Annotated in this window: 21 protein-coding genes and 1 pseudogene; 17 read left to right on the top strand and 5 right to left on the bottom strand. The window is 31.4% G+C overall.

All coding sequences use genetic code 11. From position 1 onward, the window contains the following. Window positions 1-13: 13 nt before the first annotated feature. Window positions 14-211 (top strand): annotated as a pseudogene (locus LL038_RS22585) (TetR-like C-terminal domain-containing protein); the annotation flags it as partial. On the opposite strand, the gene LL038_RS22590 reads toward LL038_RS22585, so the two are convergent. Continuing rightward, a complete protein-coding gene (locus LL038_RS22590) occupies window positions 203-535 on the bottom strand; it encodes a winged helix-turn-helix transcriptional regulator (protein WP_253199799.1) in 333 nt (110 codons plus the stop codon). The pseudogene LL038_RS22585 and the gene LL038_RS22590 sit on opposite strands and share 9 nt — an antisense overlap. Before the next feature lie 217 nt (window positions 536-752). On the opposite strand from LL038_RS22590, the gene LL038_RS22595 reads away from it, so the two are divergent. The 5 genes from LL038_RS22595 to LL038_RS22615 all read left to right on the top strand — a co-directional run bounded on the left by LL038_RS22595 (window position 753) and on the right by LL038_RS22615 (window position 6614). Then, window positions 753-1460 (top strand): DsbA family oxidoreductase, encoded by a 708-nt coding sequence (locus tag LL038_RS22595; protein ID WP_216120943.1) that lies wholly within the window; start codon window positions 753-755, stop codon window positions 1458-1460. Window positions 1461-1536: 76 nt separating this feature from the next. Next, window positions 1537-2178, top strand: a complete 642-nt coding sequence (locus LL038_RS22600; protein WP_216120945.1) for an MBL fold metallo-hydrolase — start codon at window positions 1537-1539, stop codon at window positions 2176-2178. A 69-nt stretch (window positions 2179-2247) separates the two neighbouring features. After that, a complete protein-coding gene (locus LL038_RS22605; RefSeq protein WP_216120947.1) occupies window positions 2248-3885 on the top strand; it encodes a methyl-accepting chemotaxis protein in 1638 nt (545 codons plus the stop codon). Window positions 3886-3914: 29 nt separating this feature from the next. Continuing rightward, window positions 3915-5894, top strand: coding sequence for an FAD-dependent oxidoreductase (locus LL038_RS22610; RefSeq protein ID WP_216120949.1), 1980 nt, complete (start codon window positions 3915-3917; stop codon window positions 5892-5894). A gap of 123 nt (window positions 5895-6017) precedes the next feature. After that, window positions 6018-6614 carry a TetR/AcrR family transcriptional regulator gene (locus LL038_RS22615; RefSeq protein WP_216120951.1) on the top strand — a complete coding sequence of 199 codons (597 nt, stop codon included), beginning with the start codon at window positions 6018-6020 and terminating at the stop codon, window positions 6612-6614. A gap of 334 nt (window positions 6615-6948) precedes the next feature. Here LL038_RS22615 and pflA read toward each other — a convergent pair whose 3' ends face one another. Further along, entirely contained in the window at window positions 6949-7674 is a 726-nt protein-coding gene (gene pflA, locus LL038_RS22620) for a pyruvate formate-lyase-activating protein (RefSeq protein WP_216120953.1), read from the bottom strand. Window positions 7675-7838: 164 nt separating this feature from the next. Beyond that, a complete protein-coding gene (pflB, locus tag LL038_RS22625) occupies window positions 7839-10067 on the bottom strand; it encodes a formate C-acetyltransferase (RefSeq protein ID WP_216120955.1) in 2229 nt (742 codons plus the stop codon). A gap of 673 nt (window positions 10068-10740) precedes the next feature. On the opposite strand from pflB, the gene LL038_RS22630 reads away from it, so the two are divergent. From LL038_RS22630 to LL038_RS22680, 11 genes are all read left to right on the top strand, one after another. Then, entirely contained in the window at window positions 10741-11547 is an 807-nt protein-coding gene (locus LL038_RS22630) for a hypothetical protein (RefSeq protein ID WP_216120957.1), read from the top strand. 16 nt (window positions 11548-11563) lie between these two features. Beyond that, a complete protein-coding gene (locus LL038_RS22635) occupies window positions 11564-12376 on the top strand; it encodes a sugar phosphate isomerase/epimerase family protein (RefSeq protein WP_216120960.1) in 813 nt (270 codons plus the stop codon). Between the two features lie 194 nt (window positions 12377-12570). Further along, entirely contained in the window at window positions 12571-13863 is a 1293-nt protein-coding gene (gene tig, locus LL038_RS22640; RefSeq protein WP_216120963.1) for a trigger factor, read from the top strand. Between the two features lie 153 nt (window positions 13864-14016). Continuing rightward, window positions 14017-14601, top strand: coding sequence for an ATP-dependent Clp endopeptidase proteolytic subunit ClpP (gene clpP, locus LL038_RS22645; protein WP_216120966.1), 585 nt, complete (start codon window positions 14017-14019; stop codon window positions 14599-14601). A gap of 19 nt (window positions 14602-14620) precedes the next feature. Then, window positions 14621-15913 carry an ATP-dependent Clp protease ATP-binding subunit ClpX gene (gene clpX / locus LL038_RS22650; RefSeq protein WP_216120969.1) on the top strand — a complete coding sequence of 431 codons (1293 nt, stop codon included), beginning with the start codon at window positions 14621-14623 and terminating at the stop codon, window positions 15911-15913. A gap of 242 nt (window positions 15914-16155) precedes the next feature. Then, a complete protein-coding gene (lonB, locus tag LL038_RS22655) occupies window positions 16156-17838 on the top strand; it encodes an ATP-dependent protease LonB (RefSeq protein WP_216120971.1) in 1683 nt (560 codons plus the stop codon). A 271-nt stretch (window positions 17839-18109) separates the two neighbouring features. Next, complete coding sequence (lon, locus tag LL038_RS22660) at window positions 18110-20467, top strand: endopeptidase La (RefSeq protein WP_216120973.1); 2358 nt, start codon at window positions 18110-18112, stop codon at window positions 20465-20467. Then, window positions 20448-21071 carry a ribosome biogenesis GTP-binding protein YihA/YsxC gene (yihA, locus tag LL038_RS22665; RefSeq protein WP_216120977.1) on the top strand — a complete coding sequence of 208 codons (624 nt, stop codon included), beginning with the start codon at window positions 20448-20450 and terminating at the stop codon, window positions 21069-21071. The genes lon and yihA overlap by 20 nt, the downstream gene beginning before the upstream one ends. A 207-nt stretch (window positions 21072-21278) precedes the next feature. Further along, on the top strand, window positions 21279-21701 hold the full coding sequence (locus LL038_RS22670) for a hypothetical protein (RefSeq protein WP_216120979.1): 423 nt from the start codon (window positions 21279-21281) through the stop codon (window positions 21699-21701). 121 nt (window positions 21702-21822) lie between these two features. Then, window positions 21823-22077: a hypothetical protein gene (locus LL038_RS22675; RefSeq protein WP_216120981.1), complete on the top strand. Its 255-nt coding sequence runs from the start codon at window positions 21823-21825 to the stop codon at window positions 22075-22077. Between the two features lie 55 nt (window positions 22078-22132). After that, window positions 22133-23101, top strand: a complete 969-nt coding sequence (locus tag LL038_RS22680; RefSeq protein WP_216120983.1) for a hypothetical protein — start codon at window positions 22133-22135, stop codon at window positions 23099-23101. Window positions 23102-23175: 74 nt separating this feature from the next. Here the strand turns inward: LL038_RS22680 and LL038_RS22685 are convergent, their stop codons facing one another. Next, entirely contained in the window at window positions 23176-23553 is a 378-nt protein-coding gene (locus LL038_RS22685; RefSeq protein WP_216120985.1) for a bactofilin family protein, read from the bottom strand. Window positions 23554-23815: 262 nt separating this feature from the next. Then, complete coding sequence (locus tag LL038_RS22690) at window positions 23816-24781, bottom strand: VCBS repeat-containing protein (protein WP_216120987.1); 966 nt, start codon at window positions 24779-24781, stop codon at window positions 23816-23818. Between the last annotated feature and the right edge of the window lie 81 nt (window positions 24782-24862).

Genomic DNA, 24862 nt, shown 5'->3' on the forward strand with positions numbered 1-24862 from the left:
AGTATACTAAACGTTCCTAATGAGCAAGGAAGGAAATGTAATTAATGAAACAATAGAAGAAGGATAATTTGATCCAAAGGTAGATGAGGCATATCGTACAATATATTTTAAGCCTCGCCGAAATATTTCGAAATAAATTTTAGAACATGGAATTTCAAGAGGAGAATTGAGAAAAGATCTGAATATAGATGTAAGCATTGATTTAATTTGGTGCGTTATGCGTTCCTTTTGACCATTTTGTAACTTCATTTAATGCATTCACTAAATTTAATCCATTTGTAGTTAGAGAATATTCCACATGTGGAGGAATTTCATTATATTGAACCCTTTTAACTATATTTTCTTTTACTAGTTCTTTTAAAATTTTAGCGAGCATCATATCTGTAATGCCATTTAATTGCCGTTTTAATTGATTAAATCTAACATAATCTGCTTGATGTAATTCCCATATAAGTCTCATTTTCCATTTTCCGCCTATAATATTAGTTGCATATTCAAGTGGACAATCTGGAAGTAAGAATTTGTCTTCGGTCAATCTAATCAACTCCCTTTTAATATATAATTTTTATATCTATTATAATACAGATAAATACACAATACTATATTTTATTATAGTATCTATAATTTTATTGCGTACTTGTTCTGTATAGATATATGTATATAATTGAATTTGCAAGTAAGATTTAACTCGAGTTAATATTAATAGATGTACATTTATAAAAAAAATATTTAATCGAAAGTGGTGTTTATAAATGAAAATAGAAATATGGTCAGATTACGCATGTCCATACTGTTATATAGGAAAACGTAGATTAGAAAAGGCTTTAGAGAGTTTTTCGGATAGAAAAGATATAGAGATTAGTTTTAAAAGTTTTGAACTAGATCCAAGTGCTAGTTATAAAACAACAACAAATACGAGAGAAAGAATTTCAGTAAAATATCGTATGAGTAGTGAAAAAGCACAACAGATGATAGATAGTATAACTGAATATGCTAAAAGTGTTGGACTAGATTTTAATTATAATACAGTACGTTATACAAATACATTTGATGCTCATCGTATTGCAAAATATGCAGAAACTAAAGGAAAAGGAATAGAAATTTCAGAAAAATTATTACATGCATATTTTACTGAAAATAAACAAATGAGTGATCATAAGGTATTAACTGATATTGCTATTGAATTTGGTTTAGATAAATTAGAAGTAGAAGATATATTAAATGGTAAAAAGTTTGCAGAGGATGTTCGCAATGATGAATATGAAGCTGGTAAACTTGGAATACATGCAGTTCCATTCTTTTTGATTAACGAAAAATATTCAATTTCAGGCGCCCAACCATCAGAAGTATTTGAGAAGACTTTTGAAAAAGCATTACAAGAAGAAAAAACAATGGAAAATGACAACTTAGGCGGTATGGTTTGTAATAGTGACGGCTGTAGTATTCCAAATAATAAATAATACTTATCTATTGCAGCTCCGTAGGAGATGATTTAATAATAAAGCTCATAATCTATGACTTATAAGGAGCATATAAATGATTATAGAATTACCAGTAACAGGTGTTTTTACAACAAATTCATATTTTTTAATAGATAGTGAAAGTAATCATGCCTTTCTAATTGATCCAGGTGCAGAAGCTAGTAAATTATTAAATTATATAAGAGAAAATAATTTAATAATTGAAAAAATTCTTATAACACATGGCCATTTTGATCACATTGGTGCAGTAAAAGAAATAAGTGAAGCACTAAATATACCAGTTTATGTACATGAGAATGGTAAAAAATATATCCAAAACACAATATGGAATTTGTCATCTAGTTGTGGACAGGATATTACTATAGAAGCAACAAATTACATGAAAAATAATGATTTAATTAAATTAGAAGCTAATTCTAAAATAAAATTAAGAGTTATTTATGTTGCAGGCCATACTTTAGATGGGGTAGTTTTTTATAGTGAAAATGAGAAAGCAGCATTTGTAGGAGATAGTATTTATAATGGTGAGATAGGTATAAGCGATTATTATGGTGGAGATTTAGTTACATTGCTTACTGAAGTTAAACATAAAATTTTAACGATGCCAGAAGACACTGTACTTTATCCAGGACATGGTCAGACAACAACGGTAAGGCGTGTCAAAAATACAAATTCTTATTTTCGAATGTCTGATTAGTAAGTAGGTTTGGAGAATAATAATGAACTATTTTGTAACTTTAAGTAATGAGAAATGAGGAAGAAATTTATGTTTAAGTCTATAAGAAAAAATTTAATTTTTAATTTTGTAGCCATGGCTGCAATTATTTTAATAATTAATACTACTTTTTCAACTTATCAAATGGTAACAGGATTACAAAATCAAATGAAATATGATGGTAGTAATCTAGCAAATATTATAAAGATAAGCATAGAAAATGCTGGAACTGATAATATCAGTAAAATACAATCTATAGTTGATGAAAATTATAAGCAATCAGAGGGAAATTTATTTTATATAGGGGTAATTTCACCTGATAGCATACTTTTAGCAGGGAGCGCAAAGGATTCCATTGGACAAAAAATAGATTTAAAAGAATTAGATGAGACTTTGAAAGGAAAGACTGAAGCTTATATGTCTGAATTTAAAAATACGCCTGCATATAATGTAACAGTACCTATAAAACAAGGAGACAAGGTAGTGTTGAGTGTTTCAGTAGGTATTTCTGTGAATAATATGGAAAATGCAATAAGAGGTGCTATAGTAAAAGCTATTATTGTTAGTATTATTATTTTAATGCTGGTTACTGTTGCTGGAATAATAATAGGAAAAAGAATAGCTGAGCCTATAGAAAGCATAGAACGTACCGTTGAAGAAGTAGGGAAAGGAGATTTAACTTCAGAATATACCGTTAAAGGGAAGGATGAAATTGGCAGGCTTGCTTATACAAGTAATGAAACCGCAAAAAGTCTTAGAGTACTTATAAAGAAAATTAAATCTATTTCTTTAAGTTTAAATAATATATCACAAGACATTTCAACTGGTGGTGAAGAAGTGGCCTTAGCCAGTGAAGAAATTGCAGCAGCCGTTACAAGCGTATCTGAACAGGGTATAAATCAAACTGAGGCTTTATCAGATGCACTTAAAATTTTAGAAGATTTTTCATCAGACTTAAACAATGTAAGCGGTAAATTAGTTAAACTAGCTCAAGATGGAGAAGAAATAAAGAATGACTCAACTAAAGGGGCAGAAAATATAACTACTTTATCAAATACTATAGAAGATATGCAAAAATCCTTTCATACTGTAAGAAATAAAGTCGAAAATTTAGATGAAACTATATCACAAATTAATTCTATTGTAGATGTTATAAATAGTGTAGCTAAACAAACAAATCTATTAGCATTAAATGCATCTATAGAAGCAGCAAGAGCGGGAGAATCAGGAAGAGGTTTTTCAGTTGTAGCTGAAGAAATAAAAAAACTTGCTGAAGAAGTTTTGAACTCTGCTAAAGATATAACGGGTTTAGTTAATAAGGTTATGAAAAAAACAAAGGATGTTTCAGAAACTACTGATTTTGCAGCTAATATAGTAGAGGAAAGTAAAGAAAATATAGCAGAATCAGTAAGTGTTTTCAAGGAGGTTATTAATAAAATAAATAACATTCCAGTAAAAATAAATGAAGTTAATGAAGTGCTTCAAAGAACTATGAAAGGCAAAGATAAAATTTTATCTACAGTAGAGAGGATAGCCTCAAATTCAGAGGAAATCTCATCACTTTCAGAAGAAGTTACAGCGTCCACAGAAGAACAAGCTGCTATAACTAATGGAATAGCTATTACAGCTAACAAATTACTTAATATGGCGAAGGATTTAGAAAAGAACACTTCAAGTTTTAAAGTGTAATGTTAATATAAAAATAAGGAGGCTAAAATATGTTTAAACATTTACTTGAACCAGGTAAGATTGGTAATATGACACTTCGTAATCATGTCATTATGGGGCCAACAGAAACTCATTTTGCTACTTCTGATGGTCAGGTTACTCAGCGCGAAATTGATTATTATGTCAGAAGGGCAAAAGGCGGAGTAGGTCTTATCGTTACGCATCAGATAGCGGGAAATACAAAGCTTGACCCTATTGATCCATATCCAAGATCATTACGTCTTGACGACAATGCCTACATTCCAATGCTTTGCGAGTTGACAGAAGCTGTACATCTAGAAGGAGCCAAGATTGCTCCATTAGTTTCACCAGGCGGTGGTGCACAGGCTCTTGGGACACCGTATGATAGTGGTTCAGAGAGTGTCTATGATATTCCTAATGTAGGGCCAAGTGAGATTCAGTGTCCTGTAGCACAGAAAAAAGTAAGAAAACTGACTGTAGATGAAATTAAGAAGTCTGTCGAGGTCTTTGGTTTATGTGCAAGACGCGCCAAGATTGCCGGCTTCGATGCATTCTATATTCATGCACATTGCGGTTATTTGATAGCTGAATTCCTTTCACCATATTTCAACAACAGGGATGATGAATATGGCGGAAGCTTGGAGAACAGAGCTCGTTTTCTTCTTGAACTGGTTGCTTCATGTAAGAAGAATGCTGGAGATGATTTTCCGATTGTTGTAAGAATGGCAATTGATGAATATATCGGTGAAGCCGGCAGAGGTGTGGAAGAGACTGTCAAACTTGCAAAGATGCTTGAGAAGGCAGGAGTAGCGGCTATCGATTGCGGAGCAGGTTTGTTCATGACCATGCCACTTATTTGTCCGACCATATATCATGAAAAAGGTTGTTTAGTACATTTGGCAGAAGCCATTAAGAATGCAGTGAGTATTCCTGTAATCGCTCAAGGTAGACTGCAGGATCCTGAACTTGCTGAGCAGGTGCTTGCAGATGGAAAGGCAGATTTTGTTTCCTTGTCCCGTGCATGGATTGCTGAACCGGATTGGGTAAATAAGATCAAAGCTGGCGATCAGGAAGGTATTAGAAGATGCGTTTCATGTAACCATTGTATCGGAAACCGTATCTTCAATAACCTGACGATTCGCTGCGCATTGAATCCGACAGTAGGTCGAGAATCAAAATATGGCGATGGCATTCCAATGGCAGCAAAGAAGAAACATGTTGTTGTTATTGGTGCAGGCCCTGCAGGACTGGAGGTTTCATACATGCTTGTAATGCGCGGCCATTCTGTTGATTTATATGAAAAGTCAGGAGAATTATGCGGAGGCCAGATCAAGGCTGCTATGTGTCCTCCTGGAAAGAGCGTATTAGCGAATATTCAACGCTTCTACAATGCACAATTCTCTAAAATAAAAAATTTAACCGTTCATTTTAATTATAAGATGACAGAAGAGAAGATTGCGTCTCTTCATGCAGATGCAGTCGTTCTTGCTACTGGAGGCCAACCGGTGATTCCGAAGATTCCGGGTCTTTCCCTAGGAGAGAATATAGTGACTGCTGACGATGTACTTATTGGAAAATCTGAAGCTACAGGCAGGGTGCTGGTCGCAGGTGGCGGGCAGATAGGTATAGAAACTGCCCATTACCTTAGAGAGAAAGGGATGGAAGTAGGCGTCGTAGAACTGCTTCCGGAACTGGCAATGAATGAGGAACCTCTGACGCGACTTACGATCCTTCCTATTATCGCAAAGTCCGGAATCGAAGTTTACACCAGTCACAAAATTCAGAAAGTAGAAAATAATAAGCTTACCGCTTTGGATATTAACAATAACGAGACTAAGAAATTATCTTTTGATACTTTAGTGCTCGCATTTGGAACAAAACCGGTACGCTATCTGGAGGATAGTCTGAAATCAAAATTCCAGGAATACTATATGGTAGGTGATGCCGTTTCAACGGCCAACATTCAGAAAGCAATAGAATCAGGATTCTTTACGGCCCTGAAAATATGACACTTAAAAATAAACAACAATATTTATTATGAGGTCATGTCGCTATACTTTGATATATACGGTTGAAGAAATCAGGAAATGACTGTATAATATAAAATGATAAAATACTTATGGAGATGGAATATGGCTAATGAGAGAACCCTGAAGCAGAAATTGAATAAATCAAAAATATTGGATGCTACCATTCAACTTTTAAAGGAAAAAGGTGTTGAAAAGGTTACTGTACGGAATGTATGTGCGAAAGCGGGCATTGCAGTCGGGACTTTCTATTATTATTTTCAGAATAAGGATGATCTTATGTTTTATTTCGTATCTAAAGGTTTTTACGATGCGGAAATTAGGTCACCTGAAAACAATATTACGGGCAGAATCATCGAACTTTATATGATCTTGATCAATCATTATCAGGAACTTGGGCTCCCGTTTATGAAGAGCTTCTATTCTAATAATAACTTGGCGTTGTCTGCGTACATGACAGAAACTGATGGTAAGTTCCAGATGAATTCCATCCTGGCAAAAAGCGAAGATGAAATGGAGAAGGCTTACAAGCTGGGACTGATAGTGGAGGGAACAGACCTACATATGGTCTGTAAAGACTTGTGTACAATCATCAAAGGATCTGTCTTTGAATGGTGTCTTTGCAATGGCTCTATGGATATAGATCCCGTAGTTTCAAGAATCATAACCAGATATCTTGATGGCTATTTAGTAAAAAAATGATTTAGTAATCATCTTGGGACATGCCTTTCTTCTTTTCTAAGAGATCTAGCTTAGAAATATTTCAAGACAATGTAATATAGTATGGAGGTTCTCCGTCAGTGACATGAAATAAGAAGAGCAGAAATGATTGAAAGTTGATTTAGAAATTCTTGTTTTGCAAATATAAAATTCTCGTAAGACTTCCTGAAAGGAAGGCTAGTGAACCGGCTACAAGTCGAATGTGAACGGCTAGAGAATTTTATATTGGCAAAACATTAGAATTTCTTAATCAACTTTCACGTTTCAAACTCTTATTTCAGGTCATGCAGGAGAAGTTTCATATGGATGCACCCTATTATTTGATATTAAGTAAACTATCAATTAATGTTTGTAGTTTTTTAGTTTTATCTTTATCCATTGCATCTACCCCTTTAAGTTTATAAGGTATAGATAACTCTTCGTATTTACTAACTCCTAAAACATGATATGAAAGAAGTTCTACTTTATCTAAATTAGGTACTTCTTCATTAATAATTTTAGCAAGTTTTGTTATATGTTCTTCTGAATCTGTAATACCAGGTACAACAACATGTCTTACCCAAACTCTTGATTTTGATTTTCGAAGTGATTCTAAAAATATATTAACATCTGTAGTATCTTTTCCGGTCAAAGCGACATACCCTTTACCAGTTGTTTGTTTTATATCGAGTAGCACTAAATCAGTATATTTTAAAATTTCATCGTAATTACCATCACCAAAACCAGCTGTATCTAGAGCTGTGTGGATGCCGTTTTGTTTACATAATTTTAAACATTCAAGTAGAAATTCTGGTTGAAGCAGTGGATCGCCACCAGAGAAAGTAACCCCGCCACCAGATCTGTTAAAGTATGGTTTGAAACGAACTATTTTTTTAACAATTTCATCAGGAGTCATTTCTGTACCACCACTCAACTGCCAAGTATCGGGATTATGGCAATAGGCACATCTTAATTTACAACCTTGAAAGAAAACTACAACTCTTATTCCTGGACCATCAACTAGTCCCATAGTTTCGATAGAATGAATTTTACCTTTTACCATATATATTCCTCCTTAGCTTCGAATGAATAATTTTATATTCATTTCATATTAAAACAAAAACCGAAAGCCTTTTTGCTTTAATATAAAATGAAGTTAATTTTTTATATAAAGTGAGAAGTACTTATAATAAGTACCTCTCATATTATACAATATTTTAAAATTAATTAGATTTTTTTATGGAAAGTTCTGCTTATAACTTCTAGTTGTTGTTCTTTAGATAATCTGTTGAAATGAACAGCGTATCCTGAAACTCTTATTGTTAATGTCGGATATTTGTCTGGGTTTTCCATAGCATCTATTAAAACTTCTCTATTTAATACATTTACATTTAAATGATGTGCAGCTTGTGCGAAATAACCATCTAAAAGGAAAACTAGATTATTTATTCTTGTAGATTCGTCTATTCCAAGTGCAGCTGGTACTATTGAAAATGTATTTGAAACTCCATCTTGGCAATAAGTTCTATAAGGAATCTTAGCAACTGAATTTAATGATGCAAGTGCTCCGTTTTCATCGTTGCCTTGTGTTGGGTTTGCTCCGGGAGCAAGTGGTACACCTTGTTTTCTTCCATCAGGAGTTGTACCTGTCTTTTTACCATAAACTACATTTGATGTAATAGTAAGTGCTGACAAGGTATGTTCTGCTCCCTTATATGCAGGATGTTTTTTTAGAGCGTTGCTGAATTCCTTGATAAGTTCAACAGCTAAATCATCAACTCTATCATCATCATTACCGTATTTAGGGAAATCTCCTTCAGTTTTAAAATCAATTGTTATGCCATCAGCATTTCTTATTGGAGATACCTTAGCAAACTTTATAGCGCTTAATGAATCGGCTGCAATTGAAAGTCCTGCTACTCCAAATGCCATGAAGTATTTAAGATCGGTATCATGAAGAGCAAGTTGTCCAGCTTCATAAGCATATTTATCATGCATATAATGTATGGTATTCATTGTATCTACGTACATGTTAGCAACATATTCTAAAACTTTTGAATACATCTTTCTAACTTTGTTGTAGTCAAGAACTACATCAGTAGTCTTTTCGATTCCAGGTACTACAAGTTTACCTTTTAATTCATCAACTCCACCATTAAGTGATAATAATAATGATTTTGCAAGGTTAGCTCTTGCTCCAAAGAATTGCATCCTCTTTCCTATTTCCATAGCAGAAACGCAGCAAGCAATTCCGTAATCATCTCCATAAATAGGTCTCATTACATCATCATTTTCATACTGAAGTGCATCAGTTTCAATAGACATTTTAGCACAATACTTTTTGAAAGTTTCTGGTAATTTTTCTGACCAAAGTACTGTCATATTAGGTTCTGGTGCTGATCCTAGATTTGTTAATGTATGAAGGAATCTAAAAGAATTTTTTGTTACCATTGGAGTGCCGTTAAGTGCAACACCTCCAATAGATTCGGTTACCCAATTAGGATCTCCACCAAATAAATCATTATACTCAGGAGTTCTTAGATGTCTTGCCATTCTAAGTTTAATTACGAATTGATCGATAATCTCTTGAGCCTCATCTTCTGTTATTAATCCAGATTTTAAGTCTCTTTCAAAGTAAATATCTAAGAAAGTAGTAGTTCTTCCTAGTGACATTGCAGCACCATTATTTTCTTTTATTCCTGCAAGATATCCAAGGTAAACTGCTTGAACAGCATCGCAAGCCGTAGTAGATGGTGTGGATAAATCAACACCGTATTTTAGGGCCATGCTTTTAATTTGACCAAGTGCTCTTATTTGCATACTTACTTCTTCTCTATGTCTTATTAGATCATCTGATGCATGACCTGTAAGTTCCTTTAAATCTTTTTTCTTCTGTTCAACTAGAAAATCTAATCCATAAAGAGCAATTCTTCTATAATCTCCAATTACTCTTCCACGGCCATATGCATCTGGAAGTCCAGTTAATAACCCTACATTTCTCGCAACTTTAGTAGCATCAGTGTAGGCATCAAAAACTCCTTCATTATGAGTTTTTCTGTATTTTGGAAAAAATTCTTTTATATCCTTGTTTAATTTGTAGCCATATTCCTCAAGTGATTGTTCTACCATTCTAAAGCCACCAAATGGATTTACTATTCTTTTTAATGGAGCATCTGTTTGTAATCCAACAATTACTTCATTTTCTTTATCAATATATCCAGGTTTAAAGTTATCTATACCTGAAATTTCATTAGTTTCAACATCTATAATACCTTTTTTGATTTCTTCTAATATAAGGGAATTAGCTTTGTCCCAAACTTTATTGGTCTTATCAGTTTTTCCTACTAAAAAACTATCATCACCTTCGTATAAGGTATAGTTTTTTTGAATAAAGTCTTTCACATCTATTTTATTTTTCCATGAATCTCCTTTGAAACCATTCCATTGTTTAGTCATTGTTTTTCCTCCCTATAATATACTGTTTTTAAAATGTTGCTATAAATGATCATTTTATTATGTAATTAAATGATCATGCAATTAACAACGAGTATTGTTTAATAATAAGTATTACATAAATATATTATACAATACTTTGTTATGTTTGTTAATACTTAGTCATAAAATAAATAATAAAGTTAACATTTAATATTTATTTGTATGAATGGATCTTGTTGATATACATATTGTAATATTAAAAGTGAAACAGTTCAAGTGATTTATAAATATTTTAATATTGAAAATATTCACACAATCTTATAAGTGTTGATATGTAAGGGATTTATAACTATAAATAATTAATAAAAAAAATAGTAACAGGAGAATTTTAAAGTGAAACAACTGCAAATTGAAATTTTATTCCAGAAAAGATATTAAATTATTTAAAAAATAATAAATTATATTAGTTTGAATGATAAAGTGATTTTGTGATTAGTTTATACTGGAATACACAATATGGATACATTGAAATGCAAATCGGTTACCTATAAAAGGATAATGTATCATTAAAGAAAACAATATTATTTTCATTTATAATGAGGTATAATAAAAAGTGTATAGTTGTTGATTAAAAAGTATGTACGCAGAATGTATGTGTGATAACAGCGTATCAATTATAATGGAGGTAAATCATATGAAGAAACCTAGTATATTTAGTAAGGATTATGATAGAAGAATAAAAAAACGAAAAAAGGTAATATTATCACTAATTATTATACCTATAATAGGGTTAATCATATTTTTAAATATAGATTTTAAAGGTTTAATGAATAAAGGTGCAACTAGTACCTCATCAAAAGATGATAAAGTACAGAAAAAATCAGAAGAAGTCTCACAGCAGCAGACAAATGCGCAGAAGGATAAGATTACGCAAGCAGCAATTGCCGCAAAAACTGCAAAAGCAAGTGCAGACAAGTCATCTTTTATAGCTACGATGCCTGATGGTCAAAAGGTAACTGTTGAATATAATGGAGCATCAGCAAATAAAACTATAAAAGGAATATTAAATGCTAAGGACTTATCATATGATATAAGTCCAAGTAAGAAATTAATTGTTATACAAAGTACAAAAAATCAAGATATAATATATGTTGACATAAATAAAATTAGCAAAGACATAACAAAGAAAATATATACATCTAGCGATAATCAAAATTATTCAAAAGAAGACCAACTTAAAAATAATCCAAATTATATATGGTCAATTACACCAAAGTTCATTGATGAGGATAATATTGCGTATGTTAGTGAGCTACCTTGGATGAATGAAAAGAAAGTACAATATATATGGAAGCTGAATTTAAAAGATAATGTACATATGCAGGTACAGCCAGCATCGGGCATGAAGGTTATTTTTGGAGATTCAACAGCTAAGGGGCTAGAGGCAAACATAGATGGAGATGTAGTTTATGTAACTGCATCAGGTGAAGTAACAAAATAGCGAAAAGAGGCTAAACATGGATATAGGATTATCTTCAGCATGTTTTTATCCTAAATTGAATACAGAGCATAGTATACAAACGATGAAAGAGTTAGGATTTAATTTTGGCGAAATATTTTTAAATACGCAAAGTGAGTATAAAGAGGAATTTATAAGAGTACTACTGGAAAAAAAAGAACTATATGAATTCAATGTAAACTCAGTTCATGCATTTTCAGCTTCTTTTGAACCATATCTTTTTGATAAATATGACAGAAGACGTAAAGATGTGTTAAAACAATTCAAAGAAGTTGTTAGGGCAGCAAAGATTTTAGGCGCAAGTTGTTATACATTTCATGGTATGAGGTATGCTGATTTCGATGAACTTGATACTAAATTTATTGTAGATATATATAATGAACTTTCGTATATAACGCTCGATGCAGGAATTAAATTGGCACAGGAAAATGTCTCATGGTGCATGTCGGCGAATTTAGAATTCTTAACTCTTTTGTCGCAGAAATGCAAATATCCAATATATTACACTTTGGATTTGAAACAAGCATGCAAAGCTAATATTCCTATAGAAAAGTATATTAAAGTTATGGGAAGTAACATTGTGAATCTTCATATTAATGATAGAGATGATAATTCACCTTGTCTTTTACCTGGGAAAGGGAATTTAGACTATGATGACATTGCAAGAAATCTTAAAAATGTTAACTATAGTGGAAAAGGAATTATAGAAGTGTATAGTAACAATTTTTCAAGTTACGAGGAACTTACAAAGGTGAAGGATTTAGTTTCGGGAAAGTTTAACAATGTTGCAACTTTACAAGAGACAATTTGATAATAAGTGTTTTATATCATATTTAAAGCAATTATTTAAATAAAATTATCTTGTAAATTATTTAAAATTTGGGTATAATCATAATATTAGACTATTTGAGCAAATATGCTTAATAGTATTTGTAAATACGTTAAAAGTTATGTTATAATATATAAAGAAATAAGCATTTGTGAGTGATTAGGAGGAGTAATATAATGAACATTAAAATGGAAAAATTAGAAAAAAATATTATTAAATTAGAAATAACGGTAGAAGCAGAAAGATTTAATAAATCTTTAAAGAAATCTAGTGCAAAAAATTCAAAATCAATGAATATACCAGGATTCAGAAAAGGTAAAGCTCCAATGAATATAATAAAGAAAATGTATGGCGAAAATGTTTTCTTTGAAGATGCTATAAATTTTTGCTGTGATGATACATATCCAGAGGCTTTAAAAGAACATGATATAAATCCTTTGGACTATCCTAAAATTGATATTATTCAAATAGGGGAAGGAAAAGAGTTTATATACACAGCATCAGTCGAAGTAGCACCTGAGGTTAAACTTGGAGAATATAAAGGACTAGAGGCTAAGAAAGTTGAATATAATGTATCAGATGATGAAATCGAAAGTCAACTAAAAGGCATGCAAGAAAAAAATGCTAGAATAGAAGATAAGCTAGATGGCACAGTTGCAATGGGCGATATAGCAATTATAGATTTCAAAGGATTTATTGAAGAAACAGCTTTTGAAGGTGGAGAAGGAAAAGACTTTGAACTAGAAATTGGTTCAGGATCATTTATTGATACTTTTGAAGAACAATTAGTTGGTTTAAAAGTTGGAGATGCTAAAGAAGTTAAAGTTAACTTCCCAGAAGCATATGGAAGAGAAGACTTAAATGGTAAACAAGCAACTTTTAATGTAACTGTTAAAAGCATGAAAGCAAAAGAATTACCAGCTATTGATGATGAATTTGCTAAAGAGATATCAGAATTTGATACTTTAGAAGAATTAAGAAATGACATTAAAAATGCACTTGAAAAATCAGGTAAAGATAGAGAAAAGAAAGAATTTGAAGAAGCAGTAATAGATGCAGCTTGCTCTAATGTTGAAATGGACATTCCAGAAATTATGGTAAAAAGAGAAACTGATGTAATGCTTAAAGATTTAGAAATGAAATTAAAACAACAAGGATTAGACCTTGAATCATATTATCAGTATACAAACAATACTGAAGAAAAAGTTAGAGCGTTTATGAAAGAATCAGCTGAAAAGCGAGTTAAGACTGATTTAGTTATAACCGAAATAGCGAAAAAAGAAAAGGTTGAAGCAAGCGATGAAGAAATGCTTGCAAAAGCTAAAGAAGTTGCAAAACAATACGGAGACAAAGATATAGACAAAACTGCAGATTTAATTATGAAAGCACAAAAACAATATCTTAAAGTTGATGTTTTAAATGAAAAAGTGATAAAAATGTTAGTTGAAAATGCTAAAGTGATAGCATAATATAGATTTAAATTAATTGCCAGATATTTATCTGGCAATTAATTTTAAATATAGGATAAAACTAAATGATTAAAAAGCTAATATTTAGGATATAATTAAGGAAAAGGTTACCTGTTAAGGCAGTAATATTATTAGAGCAAAGGAGTGAGTTATATGAGTTTAGTACCAATGGTTGTTGAACAAACGAATAGAGGGGAAAGATCTTATGATATCTATTCAAGATTATTAAAAGATAGAATAATTTTTCTAGGAGAAGAGGTAAATGATGTAACTGCTAGTTTAATCGTTGCTCAGTTATTGTTTTTAGAATCTGAAGACCCTGATAAAGATATCTTTTTATATATAAATAGTCCAGGGGGGTCAATTACAGCAGGAATGGCCATTTATGATACAATGCAATATATAAAACCAGAAGTATCAACATTATGTATTGGTTTAGCAGCATCAATGGGATCTTTCTTATTAAATGCTGGAGCAAAGGGAAAAAGATTTGCATTACCTAATAGCGAAATACTTATACATCAGCCTTTAGGTGGATTTCAAGGTCAGGCAACTGATATTGATATTCATGCAAAACGAATTATGAAAACTAAAGATACACTAAATAGAATATACAGTGAAAGAACCGGACAACCAATAGAAAAAATTCAACATGATGTTGAAAGAGATTATTTCATGAGTGCACAAGAGGCTATGGATTATGGTCTAATAGATGAAGTTTTAACTAAAAAGAAATAAGGTTAGTAGAGGTGAAAATATGACAAAATTTGATGAAAAAAAACAACTTAAATGTTCTTTTTGTGGTAAAACCCAGGAACAAGTTAGAAGATTAATTGCGGGACCAGGAGTATATATTTGTGATGAATGTATAGAATTGTGTTCTGAAATAATTGTAGATGAATTCCAGGGTGATGTTGAATTAGATTTAGGAGCACTTCCAAAACCTGCAGAAATAAAAAACTATATAGATGATTATGTAATTGGACAAAATACAGCTAAAAAATCATTAGCAGTAGCTGTTTATAATCATTATAAAAGAATAAATTCAAATGTTAATGAGAGTGATGTTGAACTTCAAAAAAGTAATATTCTATTACTTGGACCTACAGGCTGTGGTAAAACTTTGCTTGCTCAAACATTAGCAAAATTCTTAAATGTGCCTTTTGCTATAGCAGATGCAACTACGCTTACTGAAGCAGGGTATGTAGGAGAAGATGTTGAAAATATTCTTCTTAAATTAATACAAAATGCTGATTATGATGTAGAAAAAGCAGAAAAAGGTATTATCTATATAGATGAAATAGATAAGATAGCAAGAAAATCTGAGAATCCATCTATTACTCGTGATGTATCTGGAGAAGGAGTTCAACAGGCATTACTTAAAATATTAGAAGGAACTACAGCATCAGTTCCACCACAAGGTGGAAGAAAACATCCTCACCAAGAGTTTATCCAGATAAATACTGCTAATATCTTATTTATCTGTGGAGGAGCATTTGATGGACTTGATAAGATCATAGAAAAAAGAACTAGAACTACGTCAGTTGGGTTCGGAGCTGAAATAAGATCTAAACATGAAGCAAATGTAGGAGAGTTACTTAAGTCTATAATGCCTGGAGATTTATTGAAATTTGGATTAATCCCAGAATTTGTAGGTAGACTTCCAATAGTTGTTACACTTGAAGCATTGGACGAAGAGGCATTAGTTAAAATTCTTAGTGAACCTAAAAACGCATTAGTTAAACAATACAAAAAATTGTTTGAGATGGATAATGTGGAATTAGAATTTAAAGAAGAAGCTTTAAAAGCTATTGCAAAAGAGGCTATTAAAAGAGAAACTGGAGCTCGTGGACTTAGATCTATTATAGAAGACACGATGAAGGAAATCATGTTTGATATTCCATCAAATGAAGAAGTAGCTAAAGTTATAATTAATGCGAATACTATTCAAACTAGAAATCCAGAACTAGTTTTAGCTGAAGGCGGAAAAAGAGAAAAAATAAAGGTTACAAAACAGATTAAAAGTAAAAAAGGATCAGAATCAGCGTAAATGAATATTGAAAAATACAGAAAGACGGATATTGTATCCGTCTTTTTGTGTTTTGTGAAATTATTAAATATGATTTTAACGACAAAAAGTTATATAAATTAATAATATTATATGGAAAAAAATGAATACATTTAGTCTTACTTGAGCACAATATCAAATGATGCAATATTTACTAAAATATGCAAATTTAATATGCGAAAGGAGGATTAGTTTAATAGCATCATCATTAAACTTTAATTAATATGACAACTAAAATTCTCATGGCAGTACAATTCTTTTTTACGGTAGTTATTGGGTTATATTTTTTTAATGCATTAAAAGCCCAGAAAAGTGGTAAGGTGGTCGTTGGTAAGGAAAATAGAAAAGAAATGGAAAACTTAAGAAAAATGAAAAGTATAAGCCTTACGGAGCCACTTACTGAAAAAAGCAGACCAACAAAATTTGAAGAGGTTATAGGCCAAGAAGAGGGGATTAAAGCATTACAAGCAGCAATATGTGGTCCTAATCCTCAGCATGTCATAATTTATGGCCCGCCTGGAATAGGGAAAACAGCAGCTGCTAGATTAGTACTTGCAGATGCTAAAAAAAGAGCAAGATCTCCTTTTAAGGAAGGTTCGAAGTTTATTGAAATAGATGGTACTACTGTTAGGTTTGATGAACGAGGCATAGCAGATCCACTTATAGGATCAGTTCATGATCCCATCTACCAAGGAGCAGGGCCACTCGGAGTAGCGGGAGTGCCTCAACCTAAGCCTGGAGCCGTTACAAAAGCACATGGTGGCATCCTATTTATTGATGAAATTGGGGAACTGCATCCTATAGAAATGAATAAACTTCTTAAGGTATTGGAAGATAGAAAAGTCTTTTTAGATAGTGCTTATTATAATGAAGAGGATCCTAATATGCCTCTTTATATTAAGGAAGTGTTTGATGAAGGACTACCAGCTGATTTTAGGTTAATTGGTGCAACTACACGTAATCCAGAAGAAATAATGCCTGCTATAAGATCAAGGTGTATAGAAATCTTTTTTAGAGCATTATTACCTGAAGAATTACAACAAATTGCCAAAAATTCAATAAGTAAAATGGACCTTAAAATTTGCGATAAGGCACTAGAACTTGTAGGTAAATACTCAAGTAATGGACGTGATACTGTTAATTTAATTCAACTAGCGTGTGGAATGGCAATTAATGATGAAAGAGATGAAGTGAGTATTGAGGATATTGAGTGGGTCATAGAAAATGGTCAATATTCCCCTAGGCTTGAGTCTAGGATATCTGATAAACCACAAATTGGTTATGTAAATGGGCTTGCGGTTTATGGAGCTAATATAGGCGCTGTAATGGAAATTGAAGCTAGTGCCAAAAGGGTAAAACTTAGAAAAGGCATTCTTAAAATTACAGGAATTATTGAAGAAGAGGAAATAAGTAGTAGTAATAAAAAACTTCGACGAAAAAGCACTGCAAGATCCTCAGTAGAAAATGTAGTTACAGTACTTGAAAAATATTTTAATATAGATTGTGACGATTATGATATTCATGTTAACTTCCCAGGTGGATCACCAGTGGACGGACCTTCCGCTGGAGTAAGTATAACAACTGCAATGTACAGTGCGATAAAAGGTATACCAGTGGATAATATGGTTGCTATGACAGGAGAGATATCAATACATGGTAATGTATTGCCAATAGGTGGTGTAAATGCTAAAATCGCTGCTGCTAAAAAAGCAGGAGCCACAAAAGTAATTATTCCAAGGGATAACTTTCAAGATAGTTTTAATACCATAGAAAATATTAAAATCATACCAGTTAATAATATTAGTGAGGTAATAAAAGAAGCGTTACTTCTAGAGATGCCTAAAAATATTAAAACTACATTTGAGCCAGAGGTAGACGTTATAGCCGCAAAATCATTAAAAATTTAGTCTGTCATTTTCTTTAAAAAGGTAATCCATTTTTAAATATAGTGGATTACCTTTTTTATTTTAAAGGTTGTAGTATTGAAAAATAATTATATTATAGGTATACTATAGTAGTGTCACTATATTAATATACTGCTATTATGTAAATATAGTGTAACTATAAAAATAAAACAAATAAGTATTTATAGCTTATGATATCGAGTTATATAAAATTAAAATAATAATTTTATATTTATAAACGACGATTAATATAATATAGAAAAGAGGGAGAAAAATGGATAAAACAACAAAACTTCTTCCGTTAATTCCGCTAAGAGGTATGAATATATTTCCATATATGGTATTGCATTTTGATGTTGGTAGAGAAAAATCTATACTTGCATTAGAAAATGCTATGCTAAATAACCAAGAAATTTTTCTGGTTTCACAGAAAGTATCGAAAATCGAAGAACCAGAAGAAAAGGATATATATGAAATTGGTACTGTTTGTAACGTTAAACAAATATTAAAGTTACCGGGAGATTCAATTAGAGTACTAGTTGAGGGAATGCAAAGAGGTAAAATTTCAGAGTATAAAGATAAGGAACCCTTTGTAAGTGTGGAAGTAGAGCTTATTTACGATGAACAAAGCGTAGATGATAAAAAATGTAAGGCATACATTAGACTTATAGATAAAGCTTTTGAAGAATACATAAATTTATCGGTTAACAGTTTTCCTGATGCGTTATTCAGTTTAGAAGAAACAGAAGAACCTGGAAGATATTGTGATATTGTAAGTTCCTATTTAATATTAAAGCCACAAACAAAACAAGAATTGCTTGAAATATTAGATGTTACTAAGAGACTTGAAAAACTATTACTTATATTAAAGAATGAGCTTGAAGTTTTAAAAATAGAAAAGAAGATCGGAAGCAAGGTTAAGGGCAAAATAGATAAAATTCAAAAGGAATATTATCTAAGAGAACAAATGAAAGCTATACAAGAGGAACTTGGAGAAGATGACGAAAATAAAAAAGAGATAATTGAGTATGAAATTAAAATAAAAAAGGCTAAACTTCCTAAAGAGCCAAAAGAAAAAGCAAATTATGAGCTAAATAGATTAAAAAGTTCAGGAAATTATTCTGCCGATAGTGGAGTATCAAAGTCTTATTTAGATTGGATATTAGCTCTACCTTGGAATAAATCGACTAAAGATAATATTGACATAAGTAAGGCCAGAGAAGTTTTTGATAAAGAACATTACGGGCTTGAGGATGTTAAAGAAAGAATAATAGAATATTTAGCAGTTAAAAAAATTAGCAAGACGCTTAAGGGACCTATACTTTGTTTGGTAGGGCCACCAGGAGTTGGTAAAACATCTATAGCGAAGTCTGTTGCAAATGCATTAAATAGGAATTTTGTTAGAATGTCACTTGGTGGAGTAAAAGATGAAGCTGAAATAAGGGGGCATAGAAAAACTTACGTTGGAGCAATTCCCGGTAGGATTATATATGCAATGAAGCAAGCCGGATCAAAGAATCCATTATTCTTATTAGATGAAATTGATAAGATGAGTGGAGATATTAAAGGCGATCCTGCAGATGCTCTTTTAGAAGTACTGGATAGTGAGCAAAATGCGAGCTTTAGGGATCATTACCTAGAATTAGATTTTGATTTATCAAAAGTATTGTTCATAACTACTGCAAATAAATTGGACACTATTCCAAGAGCTTTATTGGATAGAATGGAAGTCATTGAGGTATCAGGATATACATCAGAGGAAAAATTTCATATTGCTAAAAATCATATTATTCCAAAGATGTTAAAAGAACATAATATGGATGATGGTAGAATAACATTTTCTGACAATTCAATAACTTGTATAATTGAAAACTATACAAGAGAATCAGGGGTTAGAAGCCTTGAAAGACAAATTGCTTCTGTAATTCGAAAGGCAATAACAGAAATGGTAGAGAAAAATAAAAAGAGTGTTAATGTTACAGCATCTCATGTTAAGAGATACTTAGGTGCAGTTATGTTTACTTATGACAAAGCTGAAACTGAAGATAAGGTTGGTGTAGTAACTGGACTAGCATGGACTGAAGTTGGTGGGGTTACATTACCAGTTGAGGCGAGTGCTATGGAGGGAACTGGTAAGCTAGAACTTACAGGTCAACTAGGGGATGTAATGAAAGAATCCGCTAAAGCTGGATATAGTTATGTTAGAGCTAATGCTTTTAAGTATAATATAGATAAAGACTTTTATAAAAATAAGGATATTCATATTCATGTTCCAGAGGGGTCAGTACCTAAGGATGGACCATCAGCAGGTGTAACGATGATAACTGCAATGGTGTCTGCATTGACTAATAGAAAAGTAAGACATAATATAGCAATGACTGGTGAGATTACGCTTACAGGAAGAGTTCTACCTATTGGAGGGCTTAAGGAGAAATCGTTAGCTGCATATAGAGCAGGTATTGATACAATTATAATTCCTTGTGAGAATGAAAAAGATACAGAAAAAATACCAAAGAGTATTAAGGACAAACTAAAATTTATATTTGCAAGTAAAGTAGAAAATGTACTTGAACATGCATTACTTGAAAATACATTAAATGGAGAGATAAATAATGGAGATAAAACAATCTGAATTTATAATATCGGCAGTAAAACCTGCTCAATACCCAACAGATAATAGAGTAGAATATGCTTTTGTTGGAAGATCAAATGTAGGTAAGTCATCTTTGATAAATACTATAACAAATAGAAGAAAATTAGTTAAAGTTAGTGGAACACCTGGCAAAACTAGACTTATAAATTTCTTTTTAATAAATGATAGTTTTTATTTTGTAGATTTGCCAGGTTACGGATATGCAAAAGTATCCAAAACTGAACAAGCTAAATGGGGAAAAATGATGGAGGACTATTTAGTTCGTAGGCCTCAACTACAAAAGGTAGCATTACTAGTGGACTGTAGACGTAAGCCAACTAAAGATGACCTTCTAATGTACGGATGGATTAAACATTTTGGATATGAAGTTGTAATAGTTGCAACCAAAAAAGATAAACTAAACAGAGCAGAACTAGTAAAGAATAATAAGTTAATAAGGGAAACTTTAAATCTAGAACCAAGTGAAGAGATTATAAATATCTCATCACTTAAAAAAATAGGTGTAAAAGATCTTTTAGGAAATATGTTTAACGACAGTTCAGAAGGAGAACCACTAACTTCTAATGGAAATCCAATACTATAATAAAAACAAAATAGACCTACATTACGGTGTGTTAGCTAATAATTAGTGCACATCGTGATGAGGTCTATTTTTTTCGTCAACTTTTTAGTATGTATTTATATAAACATTTTGTATCAATTTATTTCTGTGAGAATAGTATATATTAGAAACAAAAGAAAAAGATTTTAAAAGTAAATTAAGAAAAGCAATTAAAAGGAGGATATTTAGATGGATATGAATGGCTTATTAAGTGGATTAGCTCAATCACAAAAAAATGGATCTAATAAAAGCTGTGATTGCGATCGAGACAACAACGACGGCTTTGGTGGTGGAAATGGAATAGTTTTAATAATTATTTTATTACTTTTCTGCTGCGGAGGTTGGGGTGGAACTGGTAGAGGAAGAGGTAGTAGCAGTTTTTGCGGATGTGATCCAAAGCATGTAAAGAAGTATTGTAAAGTTACCTGTGATGACCCATGCGATGACGGTTTCGATGGTGGATTCGGTGGATTTGGTGGTGGCTGTGGCGGCTTCGGCGGCAGCGGGATCATCTGGATAATTATCTTAATTGTCTTATTAGGTAACAATAGAAGAGGTAACAAAGGATGTACAAATAATATTATTAATTTAGATAGCTGTGACGATGAATAACTAAGACAAATAATCATAAGTGAAAAATAGGTTTTAAGTAACAATAGATGAATTATATGTTCTTAACTGTAGCTGAAATATGTAACACATTAAAATTTGGCCCATGAAAGGGGAGTTTTAAATGTCTAAAAGAAGATGTCGTGAAAATAAATGTTGTGGAAGAGTTGCTGAACCCGTATGTGGATCAGGATATGGAGCAGGATCAGGATTGGGGTTATGCACAAATCCGATTTGTGCGATAATATTATTAATTATACTTCAAAGAACATGTCTACTTGAAAACAAGAATGCTTTTTTACTAATACTGTTATTCCTAGGTTTTTGTTTCTGTAAAGGTGGATATGGCGGAAATGCAGTGAAAAGCTGCGGATGCTAATTTAAAAATAAGGGGGAGCTTAAATGCTCTCCCATTTATAAATGAGGTGATAAATATGTCAAAACATCATAAGCGTGATAGAAATAATATGGATAATAACAATAACATGAATAATAACAATAACATGAATAATAATAACAATGGTAATGATGGAAATGGTAATAATGGTAACAGCAATAATAGTAATAACGGTAATAACAATAATCAGAATAACAATGCTAATAATAATCCACTAGCACAAATGCTTAATGGAAACGGTGCAAGTCCTTTGGTGGGATTAATATCTAGCTTTCTTTCAGGAAATGGTACCGGTAATGGTACTGCAAATGGTGGAAATATGATTGAGGGTTTACTTTCTGGTTTAGGAGGTAACAATAATAACATGTTAGGTAATTTACTAGGTGGGTTAGGTGGGCAGGACGGTAATATCTTAGGTAATTTACTTGGTAGTTTAGGTGGTCAAGACAATATTTTAGGTAACCTTATGGATAGTTTAGGTGGTCAAAGTAATAATATGAAAGGAAACTCAAATAATGGTTCTAATTCAGGTAATGTAAAGTCTACATCAAATGTTGAAAAAAATAATAAAAACAATAGTAATAATAACAATAATGTTAATAAAAATAATGATACTGAAAATAATGATATAGTAAGTTCAAATAAAAATAATCAAGACAATGTATTTACAAATATATTTTCAGGTATGGGAAATATAGATTTAAGTGAAATTTCAAATATGTTATCTGGAATAGATTTAAATAATTTAGATTTAAATAGTTCTGATTTTAATGATATGATGAATTCCATATCAAATAATGATTCTTTTGTAAATGATGATTCTTTTGAGAATAACGATGTTGAATTTAAACATACAAGTCCTAAGGAAAGTACACATAGTATTTTAGATGACCTAGAAGATGAAGATAAGGGGCAACTTATATATATATTAGCTCATCTAGTAGATGAGCAAAAGCTTGGAATGCTCAATAGAATCGTAGAGGAAAATACCAACTTAAGACATTAAGAGTATATAGATAAAAATTAATAAGAGCAACACATAAATTTAAAACTTATGTGTTACTTTTTTGTTTGAAACTATTATAAATTATCACTGTTGTCATCAGGTTGTTCATAATTTGCCATGGTACATTTGCCATCAAGAATTCCACCCTCAGAGATCATTAATTTTTTCACCGAAATATCACCGCGAACTTTGCCACAACTTTCTATAGTTAAGGTGTTTGTGCAAGAAACATTTCCAGTTATTATTCCATTTATATATGCATTATTACAGGTAATATCACCTTTTATTCTTCCTGTTTCACCTAATGCTACATCATCTTCACAAATTATGTTTCCATCAATAGAACCATCTATTTTAATAAGACCATTTCCATTCAAAGAACCAATTATAGAACATTGCTGGCCAATTAAAGTTTCAATTCTATTTACGTCTTTTTCTTTATTACTAAACATATACGATTCCCCCAATTTATATTATATTTTGTTTGTAGTAAACTATCTTTATAAAAAAATATTTAAATTTATTATTATAATGAATAAAACTAAGTAAAAAGGTTAATATTATAAATGTAATCGGAGTTTAAATCTCCATTTGCATAAAATTAAAACATTTTATGCGTAACCCCCATCCCCCCTTGGGACCGGTAATACGGTCCCTTTTGTAAGTTTATAAACGATATTAATATTTTACACATAATGTAATAGTTTTATTTTTTTATTTGATATCTATAGAGCTGATTTTAAAAGAAGGGTCTTTATTAGTATTTGGGATAAGTTTTAAAATTAATTCTATAGTATAGTTTTTGCTTTCTTTTAAATTGGTAACATTAGGTTCTAATAGATCATTTGTATTAGTTCCTTTAAAATTTAATGTCCATAAAACATCGCTAGTATTGCCATCTTTGTCCCATTTAAAATCTTTAAAAACAGCATCTTGGAAGGTTAAATGTACTTTTCTGTCAGATAAATCACTTAAGAGTGAAATATCATTACCATTTAAATCGGATGTAAAAAGATCTTTTGGCATAGTTAATTCAGAAACTGGAAAGGTTGCCATAAGATTTATGAAACCGAGTACTGTGGTTTTACCCATATAATTATCAACATAGTTGTAGTCAAAAGATTTTAAACTATCTTGAATAAAAATATAACTAATAAGATTTAATTCTCCATCTTTGATATTCCCAGATAACATTTTAGGTGTTTTATTATTTTTACTGTCTACAAAACCTAAAATATTGTTTGTGCTGCTAAATATATCTTCATATTTTTCACCAGTCCAAAGGAAAACATGCTGTACTGCTTTATTATTTACAGATGCTTGAGTAAATATTTCAGGTACGTTGTTTCTAGATATGTCCATTAATGTTAGTCTCATAGGCCACTGCAAATAATAATTACCAACGGTGTTAAGCTTTTTAGAAGGCTCTAAATAATAACATTTGTCTCCAGAATTTATTTGAATATAGTATTTATCAACATCTGTTTTTATGTAGAGTATATCCTTATTTCCATCACCTGTTAAATCAGCTTGCATCATTTTTGATTCATTTATGATATTAAATGTACTTATTGCATTTGTTTTGAAAAGCAATAAAAATGTAAGTGTTATGGTAAAAATGATAATAGCCAAAACATAATAAATATATTTCTTTTTTAAAAATATTATCTGTAACTTCATTTATTCCACCCCCCCCTTTAAATTATATGTAACAACTGTATATTTAATTAATTTATATTTAATAAATCTTAAGAATTAACA

Source organism: Clostridium estertheticum, from assembly GCF_026650985.1.
Lineage (GTDB): Bacteria > Bacillota > Clostridia > Clostridiales > Clostridiaceae > Clostridium_AD > Clostridium_AD estertheticum_C.

Bases quoted from the DNA above. Each gene is read 5' to 3' on its own strand.
- LL038_RS22635 (WP_216120960.1), top strand. From the start codon at position 11,564: ATGGATATAGGATTATCTTCAGCATGTTTTTATCCTAAATTGAATACA.
- clpX (WP_216120969.1), top strand. From the start codon at position 14,621: ATGACAAAATTTGATGAAAAAAAACAACTTAAATGTTCTTTTTGTGGT.
- yihA (WP_216120977.1), top strand. From the start codon at position 20,448: ATGGAGATAAAACAATCTGAATTTATAATATCGGCAGTAAAACCTGCT.
- LL038_RS22605 (WP_216120947.1), top strand. From the start codon at position 2,248: ATGTTTAAGTCTATAAGAAAAAATTTAATTTTTAATTTTGTAGCCATG.
- LL038_RS22595 (WP_216120943.1), top strand. From the start codon at position 753: ATGAAAATAGAAATATGGTCAGATTACGCATGTCCATACTGTTATATA.
- LL038_RS22600 (WP_216120945.1), top strand. From the start codon at position 1,537: ATGATTATAGAATTACCAGTAACAGGTGTTTTTACAACAAATTCATAT.
- tig (WP_216120963.1), top strand. From the start codon at position 12,571: ATGAACATTAAAATGGAAAAATTAGAAAAAAATATTATTAAATTAGAA.
- LL038_RS22690 (WP_216120987.1), bottom strand. From the start codon at position 24,781: ATGAAGTTACAGATAATATTTTTAAAAAAGAAATATATTTATTATGTT.
- LL038_RS22680 (WP_216120983.1), top strand. From the start codon at position 22,133: ATGTCAAAACATCATAAGCGTGATAGAAATAATATGGATAATAACAAT.
- pflB (WP_216120955.1), bottom strand. From the start codon at position 10,067: ATGACTAAACAATGGAATGGTTTCAAAGGAGATTCATGGAAAAATAAA.
- LL038_RS22675 (WP_216120981.1), top strand. From the start codon at position 21,823: ATGTCTAAAAGAAGATGTCGTGAAAATAAATGTTGTGGAAGAGTTGCT.
- LL038_RS22630 (WP_216120957.1), top strand. From the start codon at position 10,741: ATGAAGAAACCTAGTATATTTAGTAAGGATTATGATAGAAGAATAAAA.
- LL038_RS22615 (WP_216120951.1), top strand. From the start codon at position 6,018: ATGGCTAATGAGAGAACCCTGAAGCAGAAATTGAATAAATCAAAAATA.
- LL038_RS22670 (WP_216120979.1), top strand. From the start codon at position 21,279: ATGGATATGAATGGCTTATTAAGTGGATTAGCTCAATCACAAAAAAAT.
- pflA (WP_216120953.1), bottom strand. From the start codon at position 7,674: ATGGTAAAAGGTAAAATTCATTCTATCGAAACTATGGGACTAGTTGAT.
- lonB (WP_216120971.1), top strand. From the start codon at position 16,156: ATGACAACTAAAATTCTCATGGCAGTACAATTCTTTTTTACGGTAGTT.
- lon (WP_216120973.1), top strand. From the start codon at position 18,110: ATGGATAAAACAACAAAACTTCTTCCGTTAATTCCGCTAAGAGGTATG.
- LL038_RS22610 (WP_216120949.1), top strand. From the start codon at position 3,915: ATGTTTAAACATTTACTTGAACCAGGTAAGATTGGTAATATGACACTT.
- clpP (WP_216120966.1), top strand. From the start codon at position 14,017: ATGAGTTTAGTACCAATGGTTGTTGAACAAACGAATAGAGGGGAAAGA.
- LL038_RS22685 (WP_216120985.1), bottom strand. From the start codon at position 23,553: ATGTTTAGTAATAAAGAAAAAGACGTAAATAGAATTGAAACTTTAATT.